Below are 20,941 nucleotides of genomic sequence, written 5' to 3' on the forward strand. Positions count from 1 at the left end.
AACGTTGCCAAAAGTTTAGGCCCCGACGATGGGATTTTTACGGTGTACCCGCCGGCGTGGCATCCCGGCCTTGAAGAAACCAGAATGGTATTGTGAGAAGCAGGCTGGATCGCCATTTGCATGGCGGCTCCCCAGCCCCACCGAACCGCGAAGCAAAAAGGCCAGTCTATCCATGCGGAAAACCCTGCTGTTTCCAATGGGCGCGCTCACCGGAGCGTGTCTGACCCTTCTGGTAGCCAGTCCGCACGGCGGCGTGTGGGCGGCACGGGCGGCAGCGAGCGCGGACGACGCCTATTCCAAGCTCAATTTGTTCGGCGAAGTGTTCGAGCGGGTGAAGGCGAGCTATGTCGAGAAGCCTGACAATGCCAAGCTGATCGAAGGTGCGATCACCGGCATGGTGACCTCGCTCGATCCGCACTCGCGCTACATGAACGACAAGGCCTGGACCGAGATGCAGGAGACTACCTCCGGCGAATTCGGCGGGCTCGGCATCGAGGTCACGATGGAGGAGGGGCTGGTCAAGGTCGTCTCGCCGATCGACGACACGCCGGCCTCCAAGGCCGGCATCATGTCGGGCGACCTCATCAGCAAGATCGACGGCGATGCCGTGCAGGGCATGACGCTCGAGCAGGCCGTCAACAAGATGAAGGGGCCGGTCGAGACCCAGACCAAGCTCACGATCGTGCGCAAGGGAGCCGACGCCCCGCTCGACGTCGCGATCAAGCGCGAGATCATCCATGTGCGCCCCGTGCGCTTCCACGTCGAGAACGGCGATATCGGGTATATCCGCGTCACCTCGTTCAACGAGCAGACCACCGACGGCCTGAAGAAGGCGATCGCATCGATCTCGAAGGACGTTCCGCCGGAGAAGCTGGTCGGCTACGTGATGGACCTGCGCAACAATCCGGGCGGACTGCTCGACCAGGCCGTGTCGGTGTCGAGCGCGTTCCTGCAGCGTGGCGAAGTCGTCTCGACCCGCGGCCGCAACGCCGAGGAGACCCAGCGCTTCACCGCGCATGGCGGCGACCTCACCAAGGGCAAACCGCTGGTGGTTCTGGTCAACGGCGGCTCGGCTTCGGCCTCCGAGATCGTGGCCGGCGCATTGCACGATCACAAGCGCGCGACCATCATCGGCACGCGCTCGTTCGGCAAGGGCTCGGTGCAGACCATCATCCCGCTCGGCGCGGGCAACGGCGCGCTGGCGCTGACCACGGCGCGCTACTACACGCCCTCGGGCCGCTCGATCCAGGCCCAGGGCATCGCGCCCGACATCGAGATCCTCCAGGACGTGCCGCCCGAGCTGAAGGGCCGGATGGACACCATGGCGGAGTCCCAGATGCGCGGCCATCTCCAGGCGGCCGATGGCACCGAGCAGACCGGATCGCAGTCCTATGTCCCGCCGGAGGCGAAAGACGACAAGGCCCTGCATACGGCCTACGACTTCCTGCACGGCCAAACCGCGAATGCGGTCGCCGCCAAGCCCGGGCCGAAGGCTGCGGTGCCGAACTAGGCTCTCGCGACGGTAAAGTATTGATCGCCCGGGAGCGGATAGCCGTTCCCGGGCGAACTTTTTTCGGGATGCTGTGTCAGCTCGGGTTCATGGCTGCGAAGGTGGCCTCATAGAGGCCGTCGCGCTCGGCCCAGCGGCGGGCGCGGTCGCGCTCGACCAGCACCTCGCCGCCCGGATGAACCCGCAACTCCAGCAATTGCATGACCTCAGCGATATAGGCGGCAAGCGGCATCGCGCGCCTGTCGCGCGCCGGTGAGCTCGGTCTGCACATAGGGCGGTGCGAGCTCCAGTACTTCGACGGGGATATTGCGAAGCTGATGCCGCAGCGACTGAAGCCAGGAGTGCAGGAACGCCTTGCTGGCACAGTAGGATGGGAAGTCGGCGCGGGGCACGAAAGCGAGGTTCGAGCTGGTCGCCATGAGCGTCGCGTTCGGCTGCTCTTTCAGGAGCGGCAGGACCGCTGCAGTGACGCGCAGCACGCCCAGAATGTTGGTCGCGACGATGGCTTCCGCGTCCGCGGCGTCCCAGCCGTCTGCCGTGATATCCTCCGCGCGCGAGATGCCGGCATTGGCGATCAGCACGTTGAGCTCGGGAAAGCTTGCGCGGATTTCGGCCGAGAGGCGCGGCAGGCTCAAGGGATCGGCGAGGTCAAGCGTCAGGCCGATCAGGCCCGGACGTTCGGCCGTGATCTGGTCGAGCAGGGCCTTCCGTCGCCCGGTGACGATGACGCGGTTGCCGCGGTCGTGGAAAGCCTCGGCCAGTGCGTGGCCGATGCCGCTGGTGGCGCCGGTGATGAGAATCGTGTTGCCAATCATCTTCATGGTTGCTGCCTTTCGGTGCAGGTGAAGGCCACGGCAATCCAGGAAAACCCCGGCGGTGAGCAACCCGGCGCGACAGCAACATCCAGGCACGGATAAGCCGTGCCGGAAATAATGCCTTGAACGGGAAAGCGTCCGCAAAGGGGGAGGGTAATGGCACGACCGTGGCGTCTCGTGAATCGAGATCTCCCAGCTAGGATCCTCTCGACAAAGGACGCGTTGGATGACGGTAACGCCTACGGCAGCGGCACGCGGCAGCTGCAAGTGCTGAAATACTTTGGTCCGATGTCACCGTCAAGCTGGACGGGATCTTGGCCCTAGCTTGCCTCGCGGCGGCGGCCTTCGTTGCCGCCGCGCTGGGCGAGACGGCTGCGATGAGCTGCGAACAGCTCCAGCACCTTGTCGGCGGGCTTTGCGGCGCTGAATAGATAGCCCTGCATCTCGGAGCAGCCGAGTGCGCGCAGCAGCCGCTGCTGCTCCTCGGTCTCGACGCCCTCGGCCGTGGTGGTCATGCGGCGGGCGGCCGCGAGATTGACGACCGCCTGCACGATGCTGGCGGAGCCGTCGGGGCCGGCGATGTCGTTGACGAAGCAGCGGTCGATCTTGATCTTGTCGAACGGGAAGCGGTGCAGATAGCTCAGCGAGGAGTAGCCGGTGCCGAAATCGTCCAGCGCGATGCGGACGCCGATGGCGCGGAGTTGATGCAGGATTGCAAGCGCCGTGTCGTCGTCGCGGATCAGCACCGCCTCGGTGATTTCGAGCTCGAGCCGGCTCGCCGGCAAATTGGAGGCGGCAAGCGCCGCCATGATCTTCAGCGCCAGCGTGCCGCTCTTGAACTGCACCGGCGAGACGTTGACGGCGAGGCGGATGTCGTCAGGCCAGTTCGCCGCGTCCCGGCAGGCGGTCGCCAGCACCCATTCGCCGATCTCGTTGATCAGGCCGGTGTCCTCGGCGATCGGAATGAACTCGGCCGGCGAGACCATGCCGCGCTCGGGATGGCGCCAGCGCACCAGCGCCTCGCAGCCGGTGATGCGGTCGTCCTTCAGGCTGAGGCAGGGCTGGTAATACACCTCGAGGCCGCCTTCGAGCCCGCCTTGGGCGATGGCGTGGCGCAGGTCGATCTCGAGCTGCCGCCGCTCGTGGATCTTGGCGTCCATCTCCGGCTCGAAAAAGCGGTAGGTGCGGCGCCCTGCGGCTTTGGCGGCGTACATCGCCATGTCCGCGTTCTTCAGGATCTGGTCCAGCGCCGTTCCATGTTGCGGCGCCAGCGCGATGCCGATGCTGGCGTCGGTGGCAAGATGATGTCCCATGCAGTCGAACGGCGCGCGGATGGCCTCAAACACCCGCGCGACGAGTTCGTTGACCTGATCCAGCGATGTCACCGCGCTCTGGACGATGGCAAATTCGTCGCCGCCGAGGCGCGCCACGAAGTCCGCCGGCCCCGCACAGCGGTGGAGGCTCTGCGCGACCGACTTGAGGAGCTCGTCGCCGACGAGATGCCCGAGCGCGTCGTTGACGCCCTTGAACTCGTCGATATCGATGTAGTGCACCGCGAGTTGTTCGCCCCCGGCGACGAGATCGAGTTCCTGACGCAGATGCTCGTGGAACATGGTGCGGTTGGGCAGGTCGGTCAGCGCGTCGTAATGAGCGAGATGGGTGATGCGCTCCTCGATACGCCGGCGCTCCGTGATGTCCTCATGCGTCGCCACCCAGCCGCCGTCCGTGAGCGGTTCGTTCACGATCTGGATCGAGCGACCGTCGGAGGTCTCGACCACCATGGAATTGCGCACGTGGACGTCGCGCAGGACCCGTGCGACATATTGGTCCGCATCGCCGGTGAACGAGCCGGTGGCTTTGCGGTGCGCAATGATGTCGTGGAAGCTGCAGCCGGGTCTCACGATTTCGGCCGACAGCCCGTACATCTCGATGTAGCGCTGATTGCAGATCACGAGCTGCTGGGAGGCGTCGAACAGCAGCAGGCCCTGGGTCATATTGTTGACGGCGCGGTCGAGACGCTGCTTTTCCAGCGTCAGCCGTTCCCGCGAAAGACGATGCTGCTCCAGGAGCTTGCGAACGATCGCGATCAACACGCCCGCAATGGCCAGCGCGGAAGAGGCCGCGACCGAGATCAGGATGCCGATCTGCTCGCGCCAGTCCGTCAGGGCCGTCGCGCGCGTCGTGGTGGCCATCATCAGGATCGGGAAGTGAGGCAGGGCGTGTGAGGAAATCAGCCGGTCCTCGCCGTCGACGGGGCTCATGAAGCGGCCGCTAAAATGTTCGAGCCCGAAAACCCTTTGATGCGCGAACGGACCGTTCTTGAAATTCCGTCCCATCAATTCATTGGAATGGGGATAACGGGCGAGCATCGTGCCGTCCCGGTGCAGCATCGAGATCGTCGTGCTTTCGCCGAGCACGGCTGACTCGAAGAATTTTTCGAAATTTGCCGGCTCGATGCCGCGTCCGACCGCACCCATGAATTCGCCGTCCGGTCCGACGATCTTGCGCACGATCAGGATGGTCCAGGCGCCGGAGATGCGACTGTAAAGTGGCTCGATCAAGACGTCGGGAGCGTCGGGATCGTACCGGAAGGTCTGGAAATAGGCGCGATCGGCAACGTTCACGTTCGGAGCCGGCCATGCCGTCGACGAATTGATCAAATTGCCTTCGGCATCGATGATATTGAGACCGCCTATGTAGGGCAGTGCCTCGATCTTCGAACGCAGCATCCGATGGAGGTCCTGGCCGGCGAGGCGCTTGCGATAGTCCGCCGCACTGGTAATGCCGCTCGCGCGGACGTAGTCGACGAAATCCTTCTGGATGACCGCGAAATCCTGCAATTGCTGGTCGAAATGATGGGCCAGCATCAGCACGGTGTTTTCCAGCTCGCGGCCGGAGCTGCGCAGCGCACGTTCGCGGAAATTCTGCGCCATCAGCGTCGCGCCGACGGCGATCGCAGCGATCAGCAGCGTGCCGCCCACCACCAGCCAGCGGATCGGTCCGCTGCGCACGAAGGCCTGGTCAAAAAGGCGACTGCCGAATCCCGTCATCATGATCGATCGTTGTCGTGCGCACGTCAGGGTCAATTCTTGGCCCCGGAAACATCCGTTGGTTTACGGGAACGGAGTGGAGGCGAAGTTAGCAAGCTGGGTTAATGCGCCGTGAACGGACGCTCACAAAAGCAATCAATATGCGGGACGCGCGGCCTGCAGGAATTGCCGGAAGCTTCCGCGGCCGAACAATTTCTGCCGACCATCGCGATGATCAATCGAAGCTTAACCATCTAAGGTGCTGGCGATCCTCACGTCCGTATTGGCACACGAATTGCGAACGTCTTCGCAACGACGAACGTCTTCGCAACGACGCAGAGGGATACGATCATGAAGAATGCTTTGAAGGATTTTCTCGCCGACGAAACCGGCGCAACCGCGATCGAGTATGGCCTGATCGCCGCCGGCATCGCGCTTGCGATCATCGCCGTGGTGAACGGCCTGGGCAGCAAGCTCAATTCAAAATTCGGGTCGATCAGCGCGTCGCTGAAGTAGCAGCGTCAATCAGACGCGGTAATGGCCGGACTTGCCGCCGAGCTTCTCGACCAGGTGGATGCCTTCGATGCGCACGCCGCGTTCCACCGCCTTGATCATGTCGTAGATGGTGAGACAGGCGACCGAGACGGCGGTGAGCGCTTCCATCTCGACGCCGGTCGGGCCCGTGACCTTCACGCTGGCGCGGACGAGGCAGCCCGGCAGCTTCGCGTTGGGCTCGATCTCGACCGTTACCTTCGACAGCGCGAGGGGATGGCAGAGCGGGATCAGCTCCGCGGTGCGCTTGGCAGCCATGATGCCCGCGATGCGGGCGGTGCCGAGCACGTCGCCCTTCTTGGCGTTGCCGGACACGATCAGGTCAAGCGTCGCCCTGGTCATGACAACGCGTCCTTCCGCGACCGCGAGCCGCTCGCTCGCGGGCTTGTCCGACACGTCAACCATCCGCGCCTCGCCGGAGGCGCCGATATGGGTGAGGGCAGGGCCGGTCTTGGTCTTGGTCTTGGACTTGGACTTGGCTGGTTTCGTCGCGCTCGGCTTGCGGGCCATGTCAGCGCGTGCCCGTCGCACGCGCCGTCGTCTCGCGCGCCAGCAGCGTACGGGTCGCAGCGGTTACGTCGGCTTGCCGCATCAGGCTCTCGCCGACCAGGAAGGTCGACATGCCGACGCGCTTGAGCCGGGCGAGATCGGCGGGCGTAAAGATGCCGCTCTCGCCGACCATCAGCCGGTCCTGCGGAATCAGCGGCGCCAATGTTTCGCTGGTCGCAAGCGTGGTTTCGAAGGTGCGTAAATTGCGATTGTTGACGCCGATCATCGGCGAACGCAGCTTCAGTGCGCGATCAAGCTCGGCGCGGTCGTGGATCTCGATCAGCACGTCCATGCCATGGGCGATGGCGGCGTCCTCGAGCTCTTTTGCCGTGGCATCATCGAGCGCCGCCATGATGATCAGGATGCAGTCGGCGCCGTGCGCGCGGGCCTCCGCCACCTGGTAAGTGTCGAACATGAAATCCTTGCGCAGCACCGGCAGTGACGTTGCCGCGCGCGCCGCCACCATGAAGTCGAGATGGCCCTGGAACGAGGGCGTGTCCGTCAGCACCGACAGGCAGGCAGCACCCCCGGCCTCATAGGCCCTCGCAAGCAGCGGCGGATCGAAATCGGCGCGGATCAGGCCCTTTGACGGCGAGGCCTTCTTGACCTCCGCGATCAGCGCGTAGTTGCCATTGGTGTGCTTGGCCTTGATGGCGCGCAGGAAGCCGCGCGGTGCTGCTTGCGCCTTGGCCTTCGCTTCCACAGCCGACAGCGGCTGCGCGCGCTTGGCCGCCGCGATTTCCTCGCGCTTGTAGGCTTCGATCTTGGTCAAGATATCCGACATGTCAGGCTCAGCCGTTCGAGACCGCGATCAAATGTTTCAGCCGCGCGCTCGCCGCGCCGCTGTCGAGTGATTTTGCGCCGATCACGACGCCTTCCTTGAGGTCCTTGGCTCGCCCCGCCACGACCAATGCGGCAGCGGCGTTGATCAGCGCGACGTCACGGTAGGGGCTCGGCTTGCCGTCGAGCACGCTCTGCAAGGCGATAGCGTTCGCGTCGGCGTCGCCGCCTTTGAGTGCACCGGCCTCGCAGCGCGGCAGGCCCGCGTCCTCCGGCTTCACCTCGAAATTCCGGATCTCGCCGTTGTGGAGCGCGGAGACGAAGGTCGGGCCGGTGAGGGTGATTTCGTCGAGGCCATCGGAACCGTGCACGACCCAGGCGGATTCAGAGCCGAGGTTCTTGAGTACTTGCGCCAGCGGCTGCACCCATTGCCGGGAGAACACGCCGACCATCTGCCGCTTCACGCCCGCCGGATTGGACAAGGGGCCGAGCAGGTTGAAGATCGTGCGTGTCGCAAGCTCCACCCGGGTCGGGCCGACGTTCTTCATGGCGGGATGATGGGCGGGGGCGAACATGAAGCCGATGCCGCATTCGCGTATGCAGCGGCCGACCTGCTCCGGCCTTAGATCGATCTTCACCCCGAGCGAAGCCAGCACGTCGGCGGCGCCGGAGCGCGACGACAGTGCGCGGTTGCCGTGCTTGGCCACCGGCAGACCGGCGCCCGAAACGATGAAGGAGGCGCAGGTCGAGACATTGACCGAGCCGGAGCCGTCGCCGCCGGTGCCGACAATGTCGACGGCGTCCGCAGGCGCATCGACGGTGAGCATCTTGGAGCGCATTGCCGCGACCGCGCCGGTGATCTCGTCCACGGTCTCGCCGCGCACCCGCAGCGCCATCAGCAGGCCGCCCATTTGCGAGGGCGTAGCCTCGCCAGACATCACGGCGTCGAAGGCGGAAGCCGCTTCGTCACGCGACAGGCTGGCGCCGGTCGCCACTTTTCCAATGATCGATTTCAGGTCGTCCATCGCGTGCTTTCAACTCACTGGTTCGCGCCGGTCACCTGCGCGAAGGCGGCCTGATTAATGGTGGTCCCGATGTCGGTTTCGAGCTTGTTGACGTAGGAAGCGACCTGCTCCTCGGTTTGCGCGCGGTCGAGACTGTCCTTCAGCTTCTTGACCGCCTCGGAAGCGGCATCGACCGTGGGATCGACGATCTCGGTGACGCGGAACACGATCACCTCGGTGCCTCCGGTCACTGCCGTCTGCCCGACGCCGTCCTTGGCGACACGGAAGGCGGCCGACACCACGGTTGCGGGCACGCTGGCGGGCGAGTCGTCGCGCTTGAAGCCGGCGGCCGTCTCGACCTTGGCGCCGATCGCGGCTGCTTCGTCGGCGAGCTTGCCGCCGGATTCGAGCTTCTGCACCATCTCGGTCGCCTTGGCCTTCAGCTTGGTCGCGATCTGATCCTGGCGCCAGCGCGCCTCGACCTGGTCGCGGACCTCGTCGAGATTGCGATCGCGCGAGGGCGTGATGGCAAGCACGTCGTACCAGACATAGCCGCCCTTGAAGGAAATCGAATCGTTGTCGACGCCGATATCGGTGTTGAAGGCCTGCGACACCACGTCGAGGCCCTGCGGAATGCCGGAGACCGGCTGGCCGCTCGGGGCGCGGCCGGAACGGTCAACGGCGTCGATGGTGATGGCGGTGAGGCCGAGCTTCTGCGCCGCGTCGATCACGCTGGCACCGCCGCCGCGCTCGTCTTCCATCTTGTCGCGGAGATCGGCGACCTTGACCCGCGCACGCTCGGTGGCGATCTCGCGCTTGATGTCGGCGGCAACGCTCGCATAGTTCGCCTCAGCGCCCGGCTCGATCTTGTCGACCTTGACGATCGACGTGCCGAGACGGCCCTGGATCGGCTGGCTGATTTCACCGGCGGGAAGCGCGAAGACGGCGTCTCCAACTGCGGGATCGAGCGAGGATTTGGTCACGAGCCCGAGATCGACGTCGGACGCGCTCAGTCCGCGCTCCTTGCCGAGGTCCTCGAACGACGTCCCGCTGGTGAGCCGCTCGCGTGCGGCCTGCGCCTCGGCGGCGTTGGGAAATACGATCTGCTGGATCTGGCGCTTCTCCGGCGTGCCGAGCCGGTCCTTGCGCTGGTCGAACGCTTTCTTGGCATCCTCGTCCGACACCTCGCTCCACTTGCCGATCTCCTCCGGCGAGACCACGACGAACGCGATCTTGCGATATTCGGGCGCGCGGAACTGGACCTTGTGATCCTCGAAATAGGCGGCGAGCGCCTCGGGCGATGGCGCGTCGATGGTGCCGGCCTGGGCCGCGTCGAGTCTGACGAATTTAATGGCGCGCTGCTCGTTCTGGAAGCGCGTCAGCACGTCGAGCATCGCCTTCGGCGGCTCGAGGCCAGCACCGATCGTGCCGGTGATCTGCCGACGCAACGAGACCTTGCGCTGCTCCGAAACGTAGCGCTGCTCGGTATAGCCGAAGTTGCGGATCACGGACTGAAAGCGGTTCGAATCGAAGTTGCCGCCGACGCCCTTGAAGTTCGGGTCGTTCATGATGAGCTGGCGGATCTGGTCGTCAGACTGGCCGAGCCCGAGCCGGCGCGCCTCTTCGTCGAGGGCGGCTTCCGCGATCGTCTGCTGCAGCACCTGACGGTCGAGACCGAAGGCGCGCGCCTGTTCAGGCGACAGCGGCCGGCCGAACTGGCGGCTGATCTGCTGGAGGCGATCGGTGTAAATCTGACGGAACTCGTTCAACGAAATCTCGGTGCCGCCGACCTTGGCCACGGTGGATTGCCCGAAGCCCTTGAAGATGTCGGCAATGCCCCAAACGCCGAAGCTGATGATCAGCACGCCCATCACAACGGCCATAATGGTCTTGCCGAGCCAGTTTGATGAGGCCTTGCGCATTCCTCGAAGCATTTGGTCCAACTTGTTTGGCAGGAGGGGAACGGGAGCGCGTCTTAATGCAGATTCCGCAAAAGCGCGTCACCAAATTGATCAATCATCATAAAGTGGTGGCTTTCCCCCCGCAACCTCGGGTCCGACAGGCTTTCGATGCCTGCGGTTAAAAGCCCCTGGTCTCTGGAACTGCCACGGGACCTCTGCTAGCGCATGCACAAACCAAATTTTGCTGGAATTTGACATGACCGATGCCATCCGCCCCCTGATCGCCGGCAACTGGAAAATGAACGGCCTGAAGGCCTCGACTGCCGAATTCGACGCCATGCTCAATGGTGCGGCAGAGGTGGCTGGCAAAGCCGATTTGCTGGTTTGCCCGCCGGCGACCTTGATCGCAGCCTTTGCCGAGAAGGCGCGCGGCAAGAAGGTCGCGGTGGGGGCCCAGGATTGCCACCCCAAGGCCTCCGGCGCCCATACCGGCGATATTGCCGCCGAAATGCTGGCGGATTCGGGGGCGACCGCGATCATCGTCGGCCATTCCGAGCGCCGCGCCGACCATGGCGAGGGCGATGCTCTGATCCGGCAGAAGGCCGAGGCCGCCTGGCGCGCCGGGGTGACGGCGATCGTCTGCATCGGCGAGACGCAAGCGCAGCGCGATGCGGGCCAGACCCTGGACATCCTGCGCGGCCAGCTCAACGGCTCGCTGCCGGACGGCTCCACTGCCGCAAATCTGGTCGTGGCCTATGAGCCGGTCTGGGCGATCGGCACCGGCCTGACCCCGACGTCTGGGGATGTCGAGCAGATTCATGGCTTTATCCGAGAATTCCTGACCTCCAGGTTCAAGGCGGACGGCGCCGGGATGCGCATCCTCTATGGCGGCTCGGTCAAGCCCTCGAACGCGGCCGAGCTGATGGCCGTGAAGAACGTCAATGGCGCGCTGGTCGGCGGGGCCAGCCTGAAGGCGGTCGACTTCCTTGCGATTGCGCAGGGCTGTTCCTAGCTAACTTCAAACCTTAGGACCCGGCCGATCGGGGGTGGCAATGACCCGTCTGATCGTGTAACACCGCGCAACTTCAGGAAAACCCCGCGAAGCACGATTGGCCGCCGCTCGGCGCTGTCGGCTTGTGACGGAAGGACACTATGCAGACCGTTGTCATCGTCATTCACCTCATGATCGTCACCGTCATGATCGGCGCCGTCCTGCTCCAGAAGTCGGAAGGCGGCGGCCTGGGCATGGGAGGTGGCGCAGGTTTCATGTCGAGCCGCGGCACGGCGAACCTTCTGACGCGGACCACCGCGATCCTGGCGGTCGGCTTCTTCCTCACCAGCCTGTTCCTGTCCTGGTATGCCGGCTACGACCGCAAGCCGTCGTCGATCATCGGCGCACCGGCGTCGCAGACCCAGCCGGCCGGTGGCGGACCGATCGCGCCGCCGACCTCGGGCGGCATCCTGGATTCGCTGAAGAAGGCCGACGAGCAGCAGCAGGCTCCGGCACCGAGCGGCCCGCAGGTACCTCGTTCGCAATAAAGCAGGGGGGCCATGCAGGGCGGCTTCTACCGTCCTGCATCAACAATCCCCATCAAGGCTCTGTCACCACTCTTAGTTCTGGCTCACCCACAGCCCCGCAAAATGTTTGGGGCGGAAGACGAATCGCTTTGGCGAATCGAATTCGAGGGATTAGAGGTTAAGCCCCATGGCGCGGTACATATTCATCACCGGCGGCGTGGTTTCTTCGCTCGGCAAGGGTCTGGCTTCAGCGGCACTCGGTGCCCTGTTGCAAGCCCGGGGCTACAAGGTCCGCCTCCGCAAGCTCGACCCCTATCTCAATCTCGATCCCGGAACGATGTCGCCGTATCAGCACGGCGAAGTATTCGTGACCGATGACGGCGCGGAGACCGACCTCGATCTCGGTCACTATGAGCGCTTCACGGGGCGGCCGGCGACCAAGGCCGACAACATCACGACCGGGCGCATCTACCAGGACATCATCTCCAAGGAGCGGCGCGGCGATTATCTCGGCGCCACCATCCAGGTGGTTCCGCATGTCACCAATGCCATCAAGGATTTCGTCCTCGACGGCAACGACGATTACGACTTCGTGCTGGTCGAGATCGGCGGCACCGTCGGCGACATCGAAGGCCTGCCGTTCTTCGAGGCGATCCGCCAGCTCAAGAACGAGCTGCCGCGCGATCACGCCATCTACATTCATCTGACGCTGCTGCCTTACATCCCGAGCGCCGGTGAGCTGAAGACAAAGCCGACGCAGCACTCCGTCAAGGAGCTGCGCTCGATCGGCATCCAGCCGGACATCCTGCTCTGCCGTACCGATCGCGAAATCCCGAAGGAGGAACGGCGCAAGCTCGGGCTGTTCTGTAACGTGCGCGAGAGCGCCGTCATCGAGGCGCGCGACGCCGACAGCATCTACGCTGTCCCTCAGGCTTACCATGCCGCAGGCCTCGACGACGAAGTGCTTGCCGCCTTCGGCATCGGCTCGCGGATTTCGCCGGAGCTGCGGAGCTGGCAGCAGATCAACGAGCGCATCCGCAATCCCGAGGGCAACGTTACTATCGCCATCGTCGGCAAATATACCGGCATGAAGGATGCGTATAAGTCGCTGATCGAGGCGCTCTCGCATGGCGGCATCGCCAACAAGGTGAAGGTCAATCTCGACTGGATCGAAAGCGAGATCTTCGAGAAGGAAGATCCCGCGCCATTCCTCGAGCACGTCAACGGCATTCTGGTGCCCGGTGGCTTCGGCCAGCGCGGCGCCGAGGGCAAGATCCGCGCGGCGCAGTTCGCGCGCGAGCGCGACGTGCCGTATTTCGGCATCTGCTTCGGCATGCAGATGGCGGTGATCGAGGCTGCTCGGAATCTCGTCGGGATCGAGGAGGCCAACTCCACCGAGTTCGGCCCGACCAAGGAGCCCCTGGTCGGCTTGATGACGGAATGGCTGCGCGGCAACGAGCTCGAGAAGCGCACCAACGCCGGCGATCTCGGCGGCACGATGCGCTTGGGTGCCTATCCCGCGGCGCTCAATCGCGGCAGCCGCGTCTCGGAGGTTTATGGCGGCGCGACCGAGATTTCCGAGCGCCACCGCCATCGCTACGAGGTCAACACCGCCTACAAGGATCGCCTCGAGCAGCACGGCCTGAAATTCTCGGGCCTGTCGCCCGACGGCGTGCTGCCGGAGATCGTCGAGTACGAGGATCACCCTTGGTTCATCGGCGTCCAGTTCCATCCCGAACTGAAGTCGCGCCCCTTCGAGCCGCATCCGCTGTTCGCGTCGTTCATTCGCGCGGCGATGGTGCAGAGCCGCCTGGTGTAAGCGGCTCAGGGCGTGGCGGTGCAGTCACGCGCGAGATGCATCGGCTCCGCCGCGACCGGCGTGGACGTATCAGGCGCAAGCGATCCCGTAACGAGCTTCATCTGCGGCCGTTGCGTCAGCTTGTAGACGGCGGCCGGCGGCACGTTCAGCAGGGCACGATCCACCAGCTTTGCGCGCAAGCCCAGCCGATCGAGCACGGGCCGCGGGATCGGGCAACTCATGCCGTAGGTGAACTGGTAGAAGGCGCCGCCGGGGCGGACATGACTGAACGCGCCACCGACGATCGAGACGACCTTGCGCGTCGACATGTTGAGCAGCGGCAGGCCGCTCACGACCGCGCCGACGGGCGCGCCGTCATAGAGGCGCTCCGTTGCCAGCCGCCCCGCATCCATCCACAAGACGCGCGCGTTGGGAAAACGCATCTGGAGCACCTTCATGAAGTCGGAGCCGTATTCGATCAACGTGAGGTCCTGCTGACGCACGCCGCGTTTGAGCAGCTTGTAGGTGAACGCGCCGGTGCCGGGGCCGAGTTCGAGAACAGGGCCGGTCGATGCGGTGATCTCGCGGGTGATGAGATCGGCCAGCGCCGCGCTTGACGGCGCGATCGCGCCGACTCGGCGCGGGGCTGACATCCATGACAGAAAGAACGAGAGGAAATCGTTGGGCATGCGCACTCCGGCATCTTGGTTGCGCCTCGCAGGTCAGTGGCGAGGCGGCCGAACAATCGCTTGAGTGCATTGCGACAGCATTGCGGGCTGCATGCCGATTGCGTCAATTCTCCCGGACGGGCGGCAGTGAAATCCTGAAGCACGCGCCGCCGATCGCTGCGTCCGCGACCGAGATGTGGCCACCATGCAGGAGCACGATCTCGCGCACCATGTTGAGGCCGAGACCGGCACCGCGATCGAGCGGTGTCAGCCGGTAGAACGGCTCGAATATTTGTTCGCGCTGATCGGCCGGAATGCCGGCGCCTTCGTCCGTGACCTCGATGCTCGCGGGCCTGCTGATACGAATGCCGATGGTGCCGCGGCGAGGGCCGTGCTGGATCGCATTCTGCACGAGGTTGGTCAGCGCGCGCTCCAGCGCCGCCGCATCGCCGATCGTTTCGACCGGCGTGAAGGGGGCGTCGAGCGCCAGCTCGTAGCCGGCGGCAATGGCCAGCGGCGCGAGATCTGCGGCCGCGCTTTGCGCGATTGCGACGAGGTCGACGCGCGTGAAGGGATGACCGCAGCGATCGAGCCGCTGAATGTCCAGCAATTGCTCGGCAAGTGTCGCCAGCCGCGCGGAATCCTCCAGCAGCCGGGTCTTGTCCGGCCCCGCTGGAAGCGACTCCAGCCGCGTGTTCAGGATTGCGATCGGCGTGCGCAACTCGTGTGCGGCATCTGCGACGAAGCGCTTGTGGCGGGCATAGCCCTGGTCTAGCCGCGCCAGCGCGTCGTTGACCGCAGTCACGAGCGGCACGACCTCCAGCGGAATCCGGTCCAGCGACAGCCGCGCGCCGCGTTGATGGATGTCGATGCGCCGCGCCTGGTCCGCCGTCGCATCGAGCGCCTCGAAGGCGCGCCGCACGATCATCGGCGTCGCAATGAACGTCGCCGTTCCCATGAGGAGCAGGCCGGGCAGGGCTATTCCCAGCAATGCAAGCGAGGTCATGAACAACGCCTTGGCGCCGGTGAGCTTGCCTTGCGTCGCCGTGATGATTTGCACATTGCCGGCGTCGGTATCGACCCGCTTCAGCCGCGCCGGGGCCTTGCGCGGATCGTCCTCGAACAGCTGCCAGCCGAGCCGGGCCTGGCTGATCTGGTCGAGGCCGCTGCCGATGGCGGCGAATTCGGCCGGCACGGCGCCTTCGCTGAGCGAATGTCCCTGCCTGTCGCGGACCAGGAACCAGAGATCGGATGTCTCGCTGCGCAATTGTTTCAGCTCGGTCGTCGATCGCAGGGCAAGGTCGCCTTGCGCGTCGCGTGCGAGCGCGCGCTGGACGATTTCGATCACACGATCTTCGTCGCGACCGGCGAGCACGAACCCCGACACGCTCAACGCGCTGACGATGACGGCAACGAGCGCCGTGAGCAGCACCGCCTGGAGCGACAGCAGGCGCCAGCTCAGCCGCGAGCGCAGACAATAGGGATCGTGGTGCTTGCTCATGGTAGCTTCTTCAAGAGATAGCCGACGCCGCGGATGCCATGGATCTCCACGTGCGCATCGGCTTCCGAGAGTTTGCGGCGCAGGCGCGACACATGCGTATCGAGCGCATTCGACTGGATCTCGTCGTCGAAACTGTAGACGGCTTCTTCCAGCGCGGAGCGCAGCACGGTCCGGCCCATGCGGCGGACCAGTGCCTCCAGCACGAGGAGCTCGCGCCGCGGCAGCTCGAGCGGAGCCCCGTCGATGCTTGCCTCGCGATGGCCGAAATCGAAGGCGAGGCGGCCGGCGTGCATGATGTCGGGATGCAGCCCGGCGGGCCGGCGCAGCACGGCGCGCAGCCGCGCCAGCAATTCCTCCACCGCGAACGGCTTTGACAGATAATCATCCGCTCCGCAGTCGAGCCCGGCGACCCGGTCGGCGAGTTCGCCGCGCGCCGTCAACACGATGATCGGTACGCCGTCGGCGCGTGCCCTGAGTTTCGGGATCAGGGTGAGACCGTCGCCATCGGGAAGCTGGCGATCGAGCAGGACGGCGGCGTGGACGTCGGCAGAAATGGCCTCTTCCGCCTCGGCGAGCGTGGGGGCGTGGTCCACGACCATGTCGTAGCGCTTCAGCGCCGACGCCAGCGCGTCGGCCATTTCGGCCTCGTCCTCGATGAGCAAAATCCGCATGATCCGCACCTCAACCTCAATCGCGCCAATCTAGCGGGCGTATCATTGCGGCAGCATTGCGGGAACCGGCTCTCCATGAAGCGGCTTTGAGCGGACCTTAGCCATGCGCGGAACGCCACAGGGGGCGGCCGAGCGGGCCTCAAGACACCGTCAGGGCCAGCCGATATAACCGCCGGACCTGATCAGGGAGGAACAAGAATGATCTACGAAATGCGCATCTATCGCTGCGTGCCCGGCCGCCTGCCGGCACTGCTCAAGCGGTTCGAGACCGTCACGCTGAAGGTGTGGGAAAAGCACGGCATCAAGCAGGCCGGGTTTTTTACGACGCTGATCGGTGAATCCAACCAGGAGCTGACCTATTTTCTGGCCTGGGAGTCGCTCGCCGAGCGCGAGAAGAAGTGGGCCGCCTTCATGACCGATCCGGACTGGATGAAAGGGCGCGCCGAGAGCGAGGCGGACGGCCAGATCGTCGGCAACATCGTCAGCCAGATTCTGGCGCCGACCGCCTTCTCGGCGGTGAAGTAGAGGCTGCCGGCGCGAGGCCGTCGCGGGGGGCCTGGGCGCAACCCTGATATTCTGGGAGCCCAGGCCGAATGGGGTTGATCCGCCCTTCATCGCGGCTATGGTCGCGCCGCAACGAGGGATTTGCCTTGAGCTCTTCGACGTCAGCGGCGCCGGTCGTCACCATTGGTAAGGTCAAATTCGGCAATGATCTGCCGATCTCGATCATTGCCGGGCCGTGTCAGCTCGAAAGCCGCCAGCATGCGCTGGAGGTGGCCTCCGCGCTGCAGGAGATCGCCGCGCGGCTGCAGATCGGCCTCGTCTACAAGACTTCGTTCGACAAGGCCAATCGCACCAGCGCGTCGGCTGCGCGTGGCCTCGGGCTTGCCCAGTCGCTGCCGATCTTCGCCGAAATCCGATCGTCGCTCGGCCTGCCGGTTCTGACCGACGTGCATGACGCCGCGCAGTGCGCCGATGTGGCGCAGGCGGTGGACATCCTGCAGATCCCGGCCTTCCTGTGTCGCCAGACCGATCTGCTGCTGGCGGCCGCCGCGACCGGCAAGGTCGTCAACGTCAAGAAGGGTCAGTTTCTCGCGCCCTGGGACATGGCCAACGTCGTCTCCAAGATCACGAGCGCGAACAATCCTAATGTGCTCGTCACCGAGCGTGGTGCGTCCTTCGGCTACAACACGCTGGTCTCCGACATGCGCGCCTTGCCGATCCTGGCGCGGACCACCGGCGCCCCCGTGATCTTCGACGCCACTCACTCGGTGCAACAGCCGGGCGGGAAGGGGACGTCTTCCGGGGGCGAGCGCGAATTCGTGCCGGTGCTCGCACGCGCAGCCGTTGCCGTCGGTGTTGCCGGTGTCTTCATCGAGACCCATCCCGATCCTGACAGCGCGCCGTCCGACGGACCCAACATGGTGCCGCTGCGCGAGTTCGAGGCGCTGATCCGAAAGCTGATGGCATTCGACGCGCTCGCCAAAGATTCTACCAAAGCCGATCCGCGCTGATGCAGGAAGGCGCAGCGCGGCCGCACGATCACGGCCTGCCGGCCGCGCTCTACGTCATCTCCGGTGCAAGCTTTGCCGCAGCGCTCTCCGCGCGCGCGCTCGATCCGGTGCTGCCGCACGTCGCCGAGGACTTTGGCGTCAGCATCGCGACCGCTGCCGGTTTTGCCGCGGTGTTCGCCTTCACCTTCTCGATCATCCAGCCGATCGTCGGCGCCGCCGCCGATCTGTTCGGCAAGACGCGGCTGATGATCGGCTGCCTCGCGCTGCTCGGCCTTGCCAACATCCTGGGCTCGCTCTCGACCTCGTTCTCGGTCCTGTTCGCGACCCGTATCCTCGCCGGCATCGGCTCCGGCGGCGTGTTTCCGGTGGCGCTCAGCCTGACCAGCGATCTCGTCGGTCCGGAGAAACGCCAGGTCGCGATCAGCCGCACGCTTGCCGGCGCGATGACAGGCAATCTCCTCGGAGCCTCGGCCTCCGGCCTGATCGGCGATTTCCTCGGCTGGCGCGGCGTGCTGGCGGTGCTCGGCGTGCTCGTGATCGTTGCATCGATCGCGGTCGCCGCCGGTTTTCGTGGCGCCAAGGTCAAGCATCCGCCGAAGACGAGCCTGTCGGCGCTGAAGGCGGGCTATCGCACTATCTTCACCAACCCGAACGCCTATGTCTGTTATGCGGCGGTGTTCATCGAAGGCTGCTGCGTGCTCGGCCTGTTTCCCTACATCGCCTCGTTCCTGTTCGAACTCGGGCAGACCTCGCTCTCGATCGCGGGTCTCGTCATCGCGGGCTTTGCGGTCGGCGGCTTGTTCTACACCCTGACGGTGTCGCGCCTGCTGCCATGGCTGGGCATGAAGCGAATGATGATCGCGGGGATGACGCTGGTGGCCTCCCAGCTCGTTGTCGTCGCCTTCGGCCTGCGCTGGGAAGTGCAGGCACTCAATCTCATCGTGATGGGCTGGGGTTTCTACATCGCCCATGGCTGCCTTCAGATGTTTGCCAGCGAGCTCTCGGTCGAAGCACGCGCGACCGCGCTGTCGCTGCATTCGTTCTTCTTCTTCATGGGGCAGACGGTCGGGCCGCTCGCCTACGGCCTTGGCCTGCAGCATGGCGGCAAGATGCCGACCCTGTTCGCGAGCGCCGCGATCATGGTCGCGCTCGGTTTCGTGTGTGCGCGGCTGTTGAAACAGCGCGCGCCATCCGACGCGCGCTGAGGCCTGGACACGAGAGAGAGCTCAGCCCCGCCCGCGATAGGGCGCGACGCCCTGTTCCGGCACCCACAATCCCTTCGGCGCGCGGCCGGTCTGCCAGAACACGTCGATCGGGATGCCGCCGCGCGGATACCAGTAGCCGCCGATGCGCAGGAACTTCGGCTTGATCTCGCTCGCGATGCGCTTGCCGATCATCACGGTGCAGTCCTCGTGGAAGGCGCCGTGGTTGCGGAAGCTCGCGATGTAGAGCTTGAGCGACTTCGACTCCAGCAACCATTGGCCGGGGGCGTAGTCGATCATCAGATGTGCGAAATCCGGCTGTCCCGTGACCGGGCAGAGCGAGGTGAATTCCGGCACGGTGAAGCGCACCAGATAGTCGGTGCCGCCTTGCGGATTCGGCACGCGGTCGAGCTTGGCTTTCTCGGGCGCATCCGGCCATTCCACGGCGCGGCCAAGCTGCAGGGCAGCTGAATCCGAGCTTGAGTTCTTCGATTTGCTGGGCTTTTTCGACATCAGGCCGCCTCCGTGGCGCCCTCTTAGCCAATCATCGTGCGGCCGTCACCCGGCCTTTTCCGCTTCGATGCATTGCGGTAGAAGCACCCCAACTGACTGCTTAGTCCCCCGAAAAGAGGCCCTCATGACCGCCATCATCGACATCATCGGACGCGAAATCCTGGATAGCCGGGGCAATCCCACCGTCGAGGTCGACGTCGTGCTGGAAGATGGCGCGCTTGGCCGTGCTGCCGTGCCGTCCGGCGCCTCCACCGGCGCCCACGAGGCGGTGGAACTGCGCGACGGCGACAAGGCCCGCTATCTCGGCAAGGGCGTCACCAAGGCGGTCGGCGCCGTCAACGGCGAGATCTTCGAGGCGCTGAACGGCCTCGATGTCGAGCAGCAGGCCCAGCTCGACCAGATCATGATCGACCTCGACGGCACGCCGAACAAGAGCCGGCTGGGAGCCAACGCCATTCTCGGCGTCTCGCTCGCCTGCGCCAAGGCGGCTGCGAACTCGCTCGACATGCCGCTGTACCGTTACGTCGGCGGCACCTCGGCGCGTCTCTTGCCGGTGCCGATGATGAACATCATCAATGGCGGCATGCACGCCGACAACCCGATCGACTTCCAGGAATTCATGATCCTGCCGGTTGGCGCGTCTTCCTTTGCCGAGGGCCTGCGCTACGGCGCCGAGGTCTTCCACACCCTGAAGTCGGAGCTGAAGAAGGCCGGCCACAACACCAATGTCGGCGACGAGGGCGGCTTTGCCCCGAACCTGCCGTCGGCGGACGCCGCGCTCGAATTCGTCATGAACGCGATCGGCAAGGCCGGCTACAAGGCGGGCTCCGACATCGTCATCGGCCTCGACTGCGCCTCGACCGAGTTCTTCAAGGACGGCAAGTACGTCTACGAAGGCGAGGGCAAGACCCGCTCGATCTCCGAGCAGGCCAAGTACCTTGCCGACCTCGTCTCGCGCTATCCGATCGTGACCATCGAGGACGGCATGTCGGAAGACGACATGGACGGCTGGAAAGAGCTGACCGACCTCGTCGGCAAGAAGTGCCAGCTGGTCGGCGACGATCTCTTCGTCACCAACGTCAAGCGCCTCGCCGAAGGCATCAAGGCCGGACGGGCCAACTCGATCCTGATCAAGGTCAACCAGATCGGCACGCTGACCGAGACGCTCGCCGCCGTCGAGATGGCGCACAAGGCCGGCTACACCTCGGTGATGTCGCACCGCTCCGGCGAAACCGAGGATTCCACCATCGCCGACCTCGCGGTCGCCACCAATTGCGGACAGATCAAGACCGGCTCCCTTGCGCGCTCCGATCGCACTGCCAAATACAACCAGCTCTTGCGCATCGAGCAGCAGCTCGGCAAGCAGGCGCTCTACGGCGGCAAGGCGGCATTGAAGGCGCTGGCATAAGCCAGCGG

Annotated in this window: 20 protein-coding genes; 9 read left to right on the top strand and 11 right to left on the bottom strand. The window is 64.9% G+C overall.

The genetic code is table 11. The annotated features are described in order from the left end of the window. Nucleotides 1–172: 172 nt before the first annotated feature. Nucleotides 173–1,510 carry a S41 family peptidase gene (locus IVB40_RS17250; RefSeq protein WP_106945024.1) on the top strand — a complete coding sequence of 446 codons (1,338 nt, stop codon included), beginning with the start codon at nt 173–175 and terminating at the stop codon, nt 1,508–1,510. 76 nt (nt 1,511–1,586) lie between these two features. Here the strand turns inward: IVB40_RS17250 and IVB40_RS35770 are convergent, their stop codons facing one another. The 3 genes from IVB40_RS35770 to IVB40_RS17260 all read right to left on the bottom strand — a co-directional run bounded on the left by IVB40_RS35770 (nt 1,587) and on the right by IVB40_RS17260 (nt 5,378). Then, entirely contained in the window at nt 1,587–1,712 is a 126-nt protein-coding gene (locus tag IVB40_RS35770) for a hypothetical protein (protein ID WP_256468219.1), read from the bottom strand. A gap of 4 nt (nt 1,713–1,716) precedes the next feature. Continuing rightward, a complete protein-coding gene (locus IVB40_RS17255) occupies nt 1,717–2,331 on the bottom strand; it encodes an SDR family NAD(P)-dependent oxidoreductase (RefSeq protein ID WP_247819396.1) in 615 nt (204 codons plus the stop codon). 314 nt (nt 2,332–2,645) lie between these two features. After that, complete coding sequence (locus tag IVB40_RS17260; RefSeq protein WP_247819397.1) at nt 2,646–5,378, bottom strand: EAL domain-containing protein; 2,733 nt, start codon at nt 5,376–5,378, stop codon at nt 2,646–2,648. A 327-nt stretch (nt 5,379–5,705) separates the two neighbouring features. On the opposite strand from IVB40_RS17260, the gene IVB40_RS17265 reads away from it, so the two are divergent. Further along, complete coding sequence (locus IVB40_RS17265; protein ID WP_027567122.1) at nt 5,706–5,870, top strand: Flp family type IVb pilin; 165 nt, start codon at nt 5,706–5,708, stop codon at nt 5,868–5,870. Nucleotides 5,871–5,879: 9 nt separating this feature from the next. On the opposite strand, the gene moaC is transcribed toward IVB40_RS17265, so the two are convergent. From moaC to IVB40_RS17285, 4 genes are read right to left on the bottom strand one after another with little or no spacing between them, the layout of a single operon-like run. Next, complete coding sequence (gene moaC, locus IVB40_RS17270) at nt 5,880–6,416, bottom strand: cyclic pyranopterin monophosphate synthase MoaC (protein ID WP_247819398.1); 537 nt, start codon at nt 6,414–6,416, stop codon at nt 5,880–5,882. A 1-nt stretch (nt 6,417) separates the two neighbouring features. Continuing rightward, complete coding sequence (trpC, locus tag IVB40_RS17275) at nt 6,418–7,239, bottom strand: indole-3-glycerol phosphate synthase TrpC (RefSeq protein WP_247819399.1); 822 nt, start codon at nt 7,237–7,239, stop codon at nt 6,418–6,420. A 7-nt stretch (nt 7,240–7,246) separates the two neighbouring features. Next, nucleotides 7,247–8,260 (bottom strand): anthranilate phosphoribosyltransferase, encoded by a 1,014-nt coding sequence (gene trpD / locus IVB40_RS17280; RefSeq protein WP_247289643.1) that lies wholly within the window; start codon nt 8,258–8,260, stop codon nt 7,247–7,249. Between the two features lie 14 nt (nt 8,261–8,274). Beyond that, nucleotides 8,275–10,173 (bottom strand): peptidylprolyl isomerase, encoded by a 1,899-nt coding sequence (locus IVB40_RS17285; protein ID WP_247819400.1) that lies wholly within the window; start codon nt 10,171–10,173, stop codon nt 8,275–8,277. A 223-nt stretch (nt 10,174–10,396) separates the two neighbouring features. On the opposite strand from IVB40_RS17285, the gene tpiA reads away from it, so the two are divergent. From tpiA to IVB40_RS17300, 3 genes are all read left to right on the top strand, one after another. After that, nucleotides 10,397–11,152, top strand: coding sequence for a triose-phosphate isomerase (tpiA, locus tag IVB40_RS17290; protein WP_247356356.1), 756 nt, complete (start codon nt 10,397–10,399; stop codon nt 11,150–11,152). A 140-nt stretch (nt 11,153–11,292) separates the two neighbouring features. Continuing rightward, nucleotides 11,293–11,679 (top strand): preprotein translocase subunit SecG, encoded by a 387-nt coding sequence (gene secG, locus IVB40_RS17295; RefSeq protein ID WP_007590603.1) that lies wholly within the window; start codon nt 11,293–11,295, stop codon nt 11,677–11,679. 166 nt (nt 11,680–11,845) lie between these two features. Then, nucleotides 11,846–13,477: a CTP synthase gene (locus IVB40_RS17300; RefSeq protein WP_247819401.1), complete on the top strand. Its 1,632-nt coding sequence runs from the start codon at nt 11,846–11,848 to the stop codon at nt 13,475–13,477. A gap of 5 nt (nt 13,478–13,482) precedes the next feature. Here IVB40_RS17300 and IVB40_RS17305 read toward each other — a convergent pair whose 3' ends face one another. From IVB40_RS17305 to IVB40_RS17315, 3 genes are all read right to left on the bottom strand, one after another. Continuing rightward, entirely contained in the window at nt 13,483–14,145 is a 663-nt protein-coding gene (locus IVB40_RS17305; protein ID WP_247819402.1) for an rRNA adenine N-6-methyltransferase family protein, read from the bottom strand. Between the two features lie 103 nt (nt 14,146–14,248). After that, complete coding sequence (locus IVB40_RS17310) at nt 14,249–15,625, bottom strand: HAMP domain-containing sensor histidine kinase (RefSeq protein WP_247819403.1); 1,377 nt, start codon at nt 15,623–15,625, stop codon at nt 14,249–14,251. After that, nucleotides 15,622–16,296, bottom strand: coding sequence for a response regulator transcription factor (locus tag IVB40_RS17315; protein WP_247819404.1), 675 nt, complete (start codon nt 16,294–16,296; stop codon nt 15,622–15,624). Before IVB40_RS17315 ends, IVB40_RS17310 begins: the two co-directional genes overlap by 4 nt. A gap of 198 nt (nt 16,297–16,494) precedes the next feature. Here IVB40_RS17315 and IVB40_RS17320 point away from each other — a divergent pair, with 198 nt between their 5' ends. The 3 genes from IVB40_RS17320 (at nt 16,495) to IVB40_RS17330 (ending at nt 19,015) form a co-directional block, all read left to right on the top strand. After that, nucleotides 16,495–16,821, top strand: coding sequence for an NIPSNAP family protein (locus IVB40_RS17320; protein ID WP_007610789.1), 327 nt, complete (start codon nt 16,495–16,497; stop codon nt 16,819–16,821). Between the two features lie 125 nt (nt 16,822–16,946). After that, nucleotides 16,947–17,810 carry a 3-deoxy-8-phosphooctulonate synthase gene (kdsA, locus tag IVB40_RS17325; protein ID WP_247397624.1) on the top strand — a complete coding sequence of 288 codons (864 nt, stop codon included), beginning with the start codon at nt 16,947–16,949 and terminating at the stop codon, nt 17,808–17,810. After that, complete coding sequence (locus tag IVB40_RS17330; protein WP_247435475.1) at nt 17,810–19,015, top strand: MFS transporter; 1,206 nt, start codon at nt 17,810–17,812, stop codon at nt 19,013–19,015. Before kdsA ends, IVB40_RS17330 begins: the two co-directional genes overlap by 1 nt. Before the next feature lie 21 nt (nt 19,016–19,036). On the opposite strand, the gene queF is transcribed toward IVB40_RS17330, so the two are convergent. Then, nucleotides 19,037–19,525 (bottom strand): preQ(1) synthase, encoded by a 489-nt coding sequence (gene queF, locus IVB40_RS17335; RefSeq protein ID WP_007610784.1) that lies wholly within the window; start codon nt 19,523–19,525, stop codon nt 19,037–19,039. A gap of 124 nt (nt 19,526–19,649) precedes the next feature. Here queF and eno point away from each other — a divergent pair, with 124 nt between their 5' ends. Beyond that, nucleotides 19,650–20,933 (top strand): phosphopyruvate hydratase, encoded by a 1,284-nt coding sequence (gene eno, locus IVB40_RS17340; RefSeq protein WP_027567111.1) that lies wholly within the window; start codon nt 19,650–19,652, stop codon nt 20,931–20,933. Nucleotides 20,934–20,941: the final 8 nt, after the last annotated feature.

It is taken from the genome of Bradyrhizobium sp. 40 (assembly GCF_023100925.1).
Lineage (GTDB): Bacteria > Pseudomonadota > Alphaproteobacteria > Rhizobiales > Xanthobacteraceae > Bradyrhizobium.

Bases quoted from the DNA above. Each gene is read 5' to 3' on its own strand.
- trpD (WP_247289643.1), bottom strand. From the start codon at position 8,260: ATGGACGACCTGAAATCGATCATTGGAAAAGTGGCGACCGGCGCCAGC.
- IVB40_RS17310 (WP_247819403.1), bottom strand. From the start codon at position 15,625: ATGAGCAAGCACCACGATCCCTATTGTCTGCGCTCGCGGCTGAGCTGG.
- IVB40_RS35770 (WP_256468219.1), bottom strand. From the start codon at position 1,712: ATGCAATTGCTGGAGTTGCGGGTTCATCCGGGCGGCGAGGTGCTGGTC.
- tpiA (WP_247356356.1), top strand. From the start codon at position 10,397: ATGACCGATGCCATCCGCCCCCTGATCGCCGGCAACTGGAAAATGAAC.
- queF (WP_007610784.1), bottom strand. From the start codon at position 19,525: ATGTCGAAAAAGCCCAGCAAATCGAAGAACTCAAGCTCGGATTCAGCT.
- IVB40_RS17305 (WP_247819402.1), bottom strand. From the start codon at position 14,145: ATGCCCAACGATTTCCTCTCGTTCTTTCTGTCATGGATGTCAGCCCCG.
- IVB40_RS17260 (WP_247819397.1), bottom strand. From the start codon at position 5,378: ATGATGACGGGATTCGGCAGTCGCCTTTTTGACCAGGCCTTCGTGCGC.
- IVB40_RS17300 (WP_247819401.1), top strand. From the start codon at position 11,846: ATGGCGCGGTACATATTCATCACCGGCGGCGTGGTTTCTTCGCTCGGC.
- IVB40_RS17315 (WP_247819404.1), bottom strand. From the start codon at position 16,296: ATGCGGATTTTGCTCATCGAGGACGAGGCCGAAATGGCCGACGCGCTG.
- IVB40_RS17255 (WP_247819396.1), bottom strand. From the start codon at position 2,331: ATGAAGATGATTGGCAACACGATTCTCATCACCGGCGCCACCAGCGGC.
- IVB40_RS17330 (WP_247435475.1), top strand. From the start codon at position 17,810: ATGCAGGAAGGCGCAGCGCGGCCGCACGATCACGGCCTGCCGGCCGCG.
- moaC (WP_247819398.1), bottom strand. From the start codon at position 6,416: ATGGCCCGCAAGCCGAGCGCGACGAAACCAGCCAAGTCCAAGTCCAAG.
- IVB40_RS17320 (WP_007610789.1), top strand. From the start codon at position 16,495: ATGATCTACGAAATGCGCATCTATCGCTGCGTGCCCGGCCGCCTGCCG.
- secG (WP_007590603.1), top strand. From the start codon at position 11,293: ATGCAGACCGTTGTCATCGTCATTCACCTCATGATCGTCACCGTCATG.
- eno (WP_027567111.1), top strand. From the start codon at position 19,650: ATGACCGCCATCATCGACATCATCGGACGCGAAATCCTGGATAGCCGG.
- IVB40_RS17265 (WP_027567122.1), top strand. From the start codon at position 5,706: ATGAAGAATGCTTTGAAGGATTTTCTCGCCGACGAAACCGGCGCAACC.
- IVB40_RS17250 (WP_106945024.1), top strand. From the start codon at position 173: ATGCGGAAAACCCTGCTGTTTCCAATGGGCGCGCTCACCGGAGCGTGT.
- trpC (WP_247819399.1), bottom strand. From the start codon at position 7,239: ATGTCGGATATCTTGACCAAGATCGAAGCCTACAAGCGCGAGGAAATC.
- IVB40_RS17285 (WP_247819400.1), bottom strand. From the start codon at position 10,173: ATGCTTCGAGGAATGCGCAAGGCCTCATCAAACTGGCTCGGCAAGACC.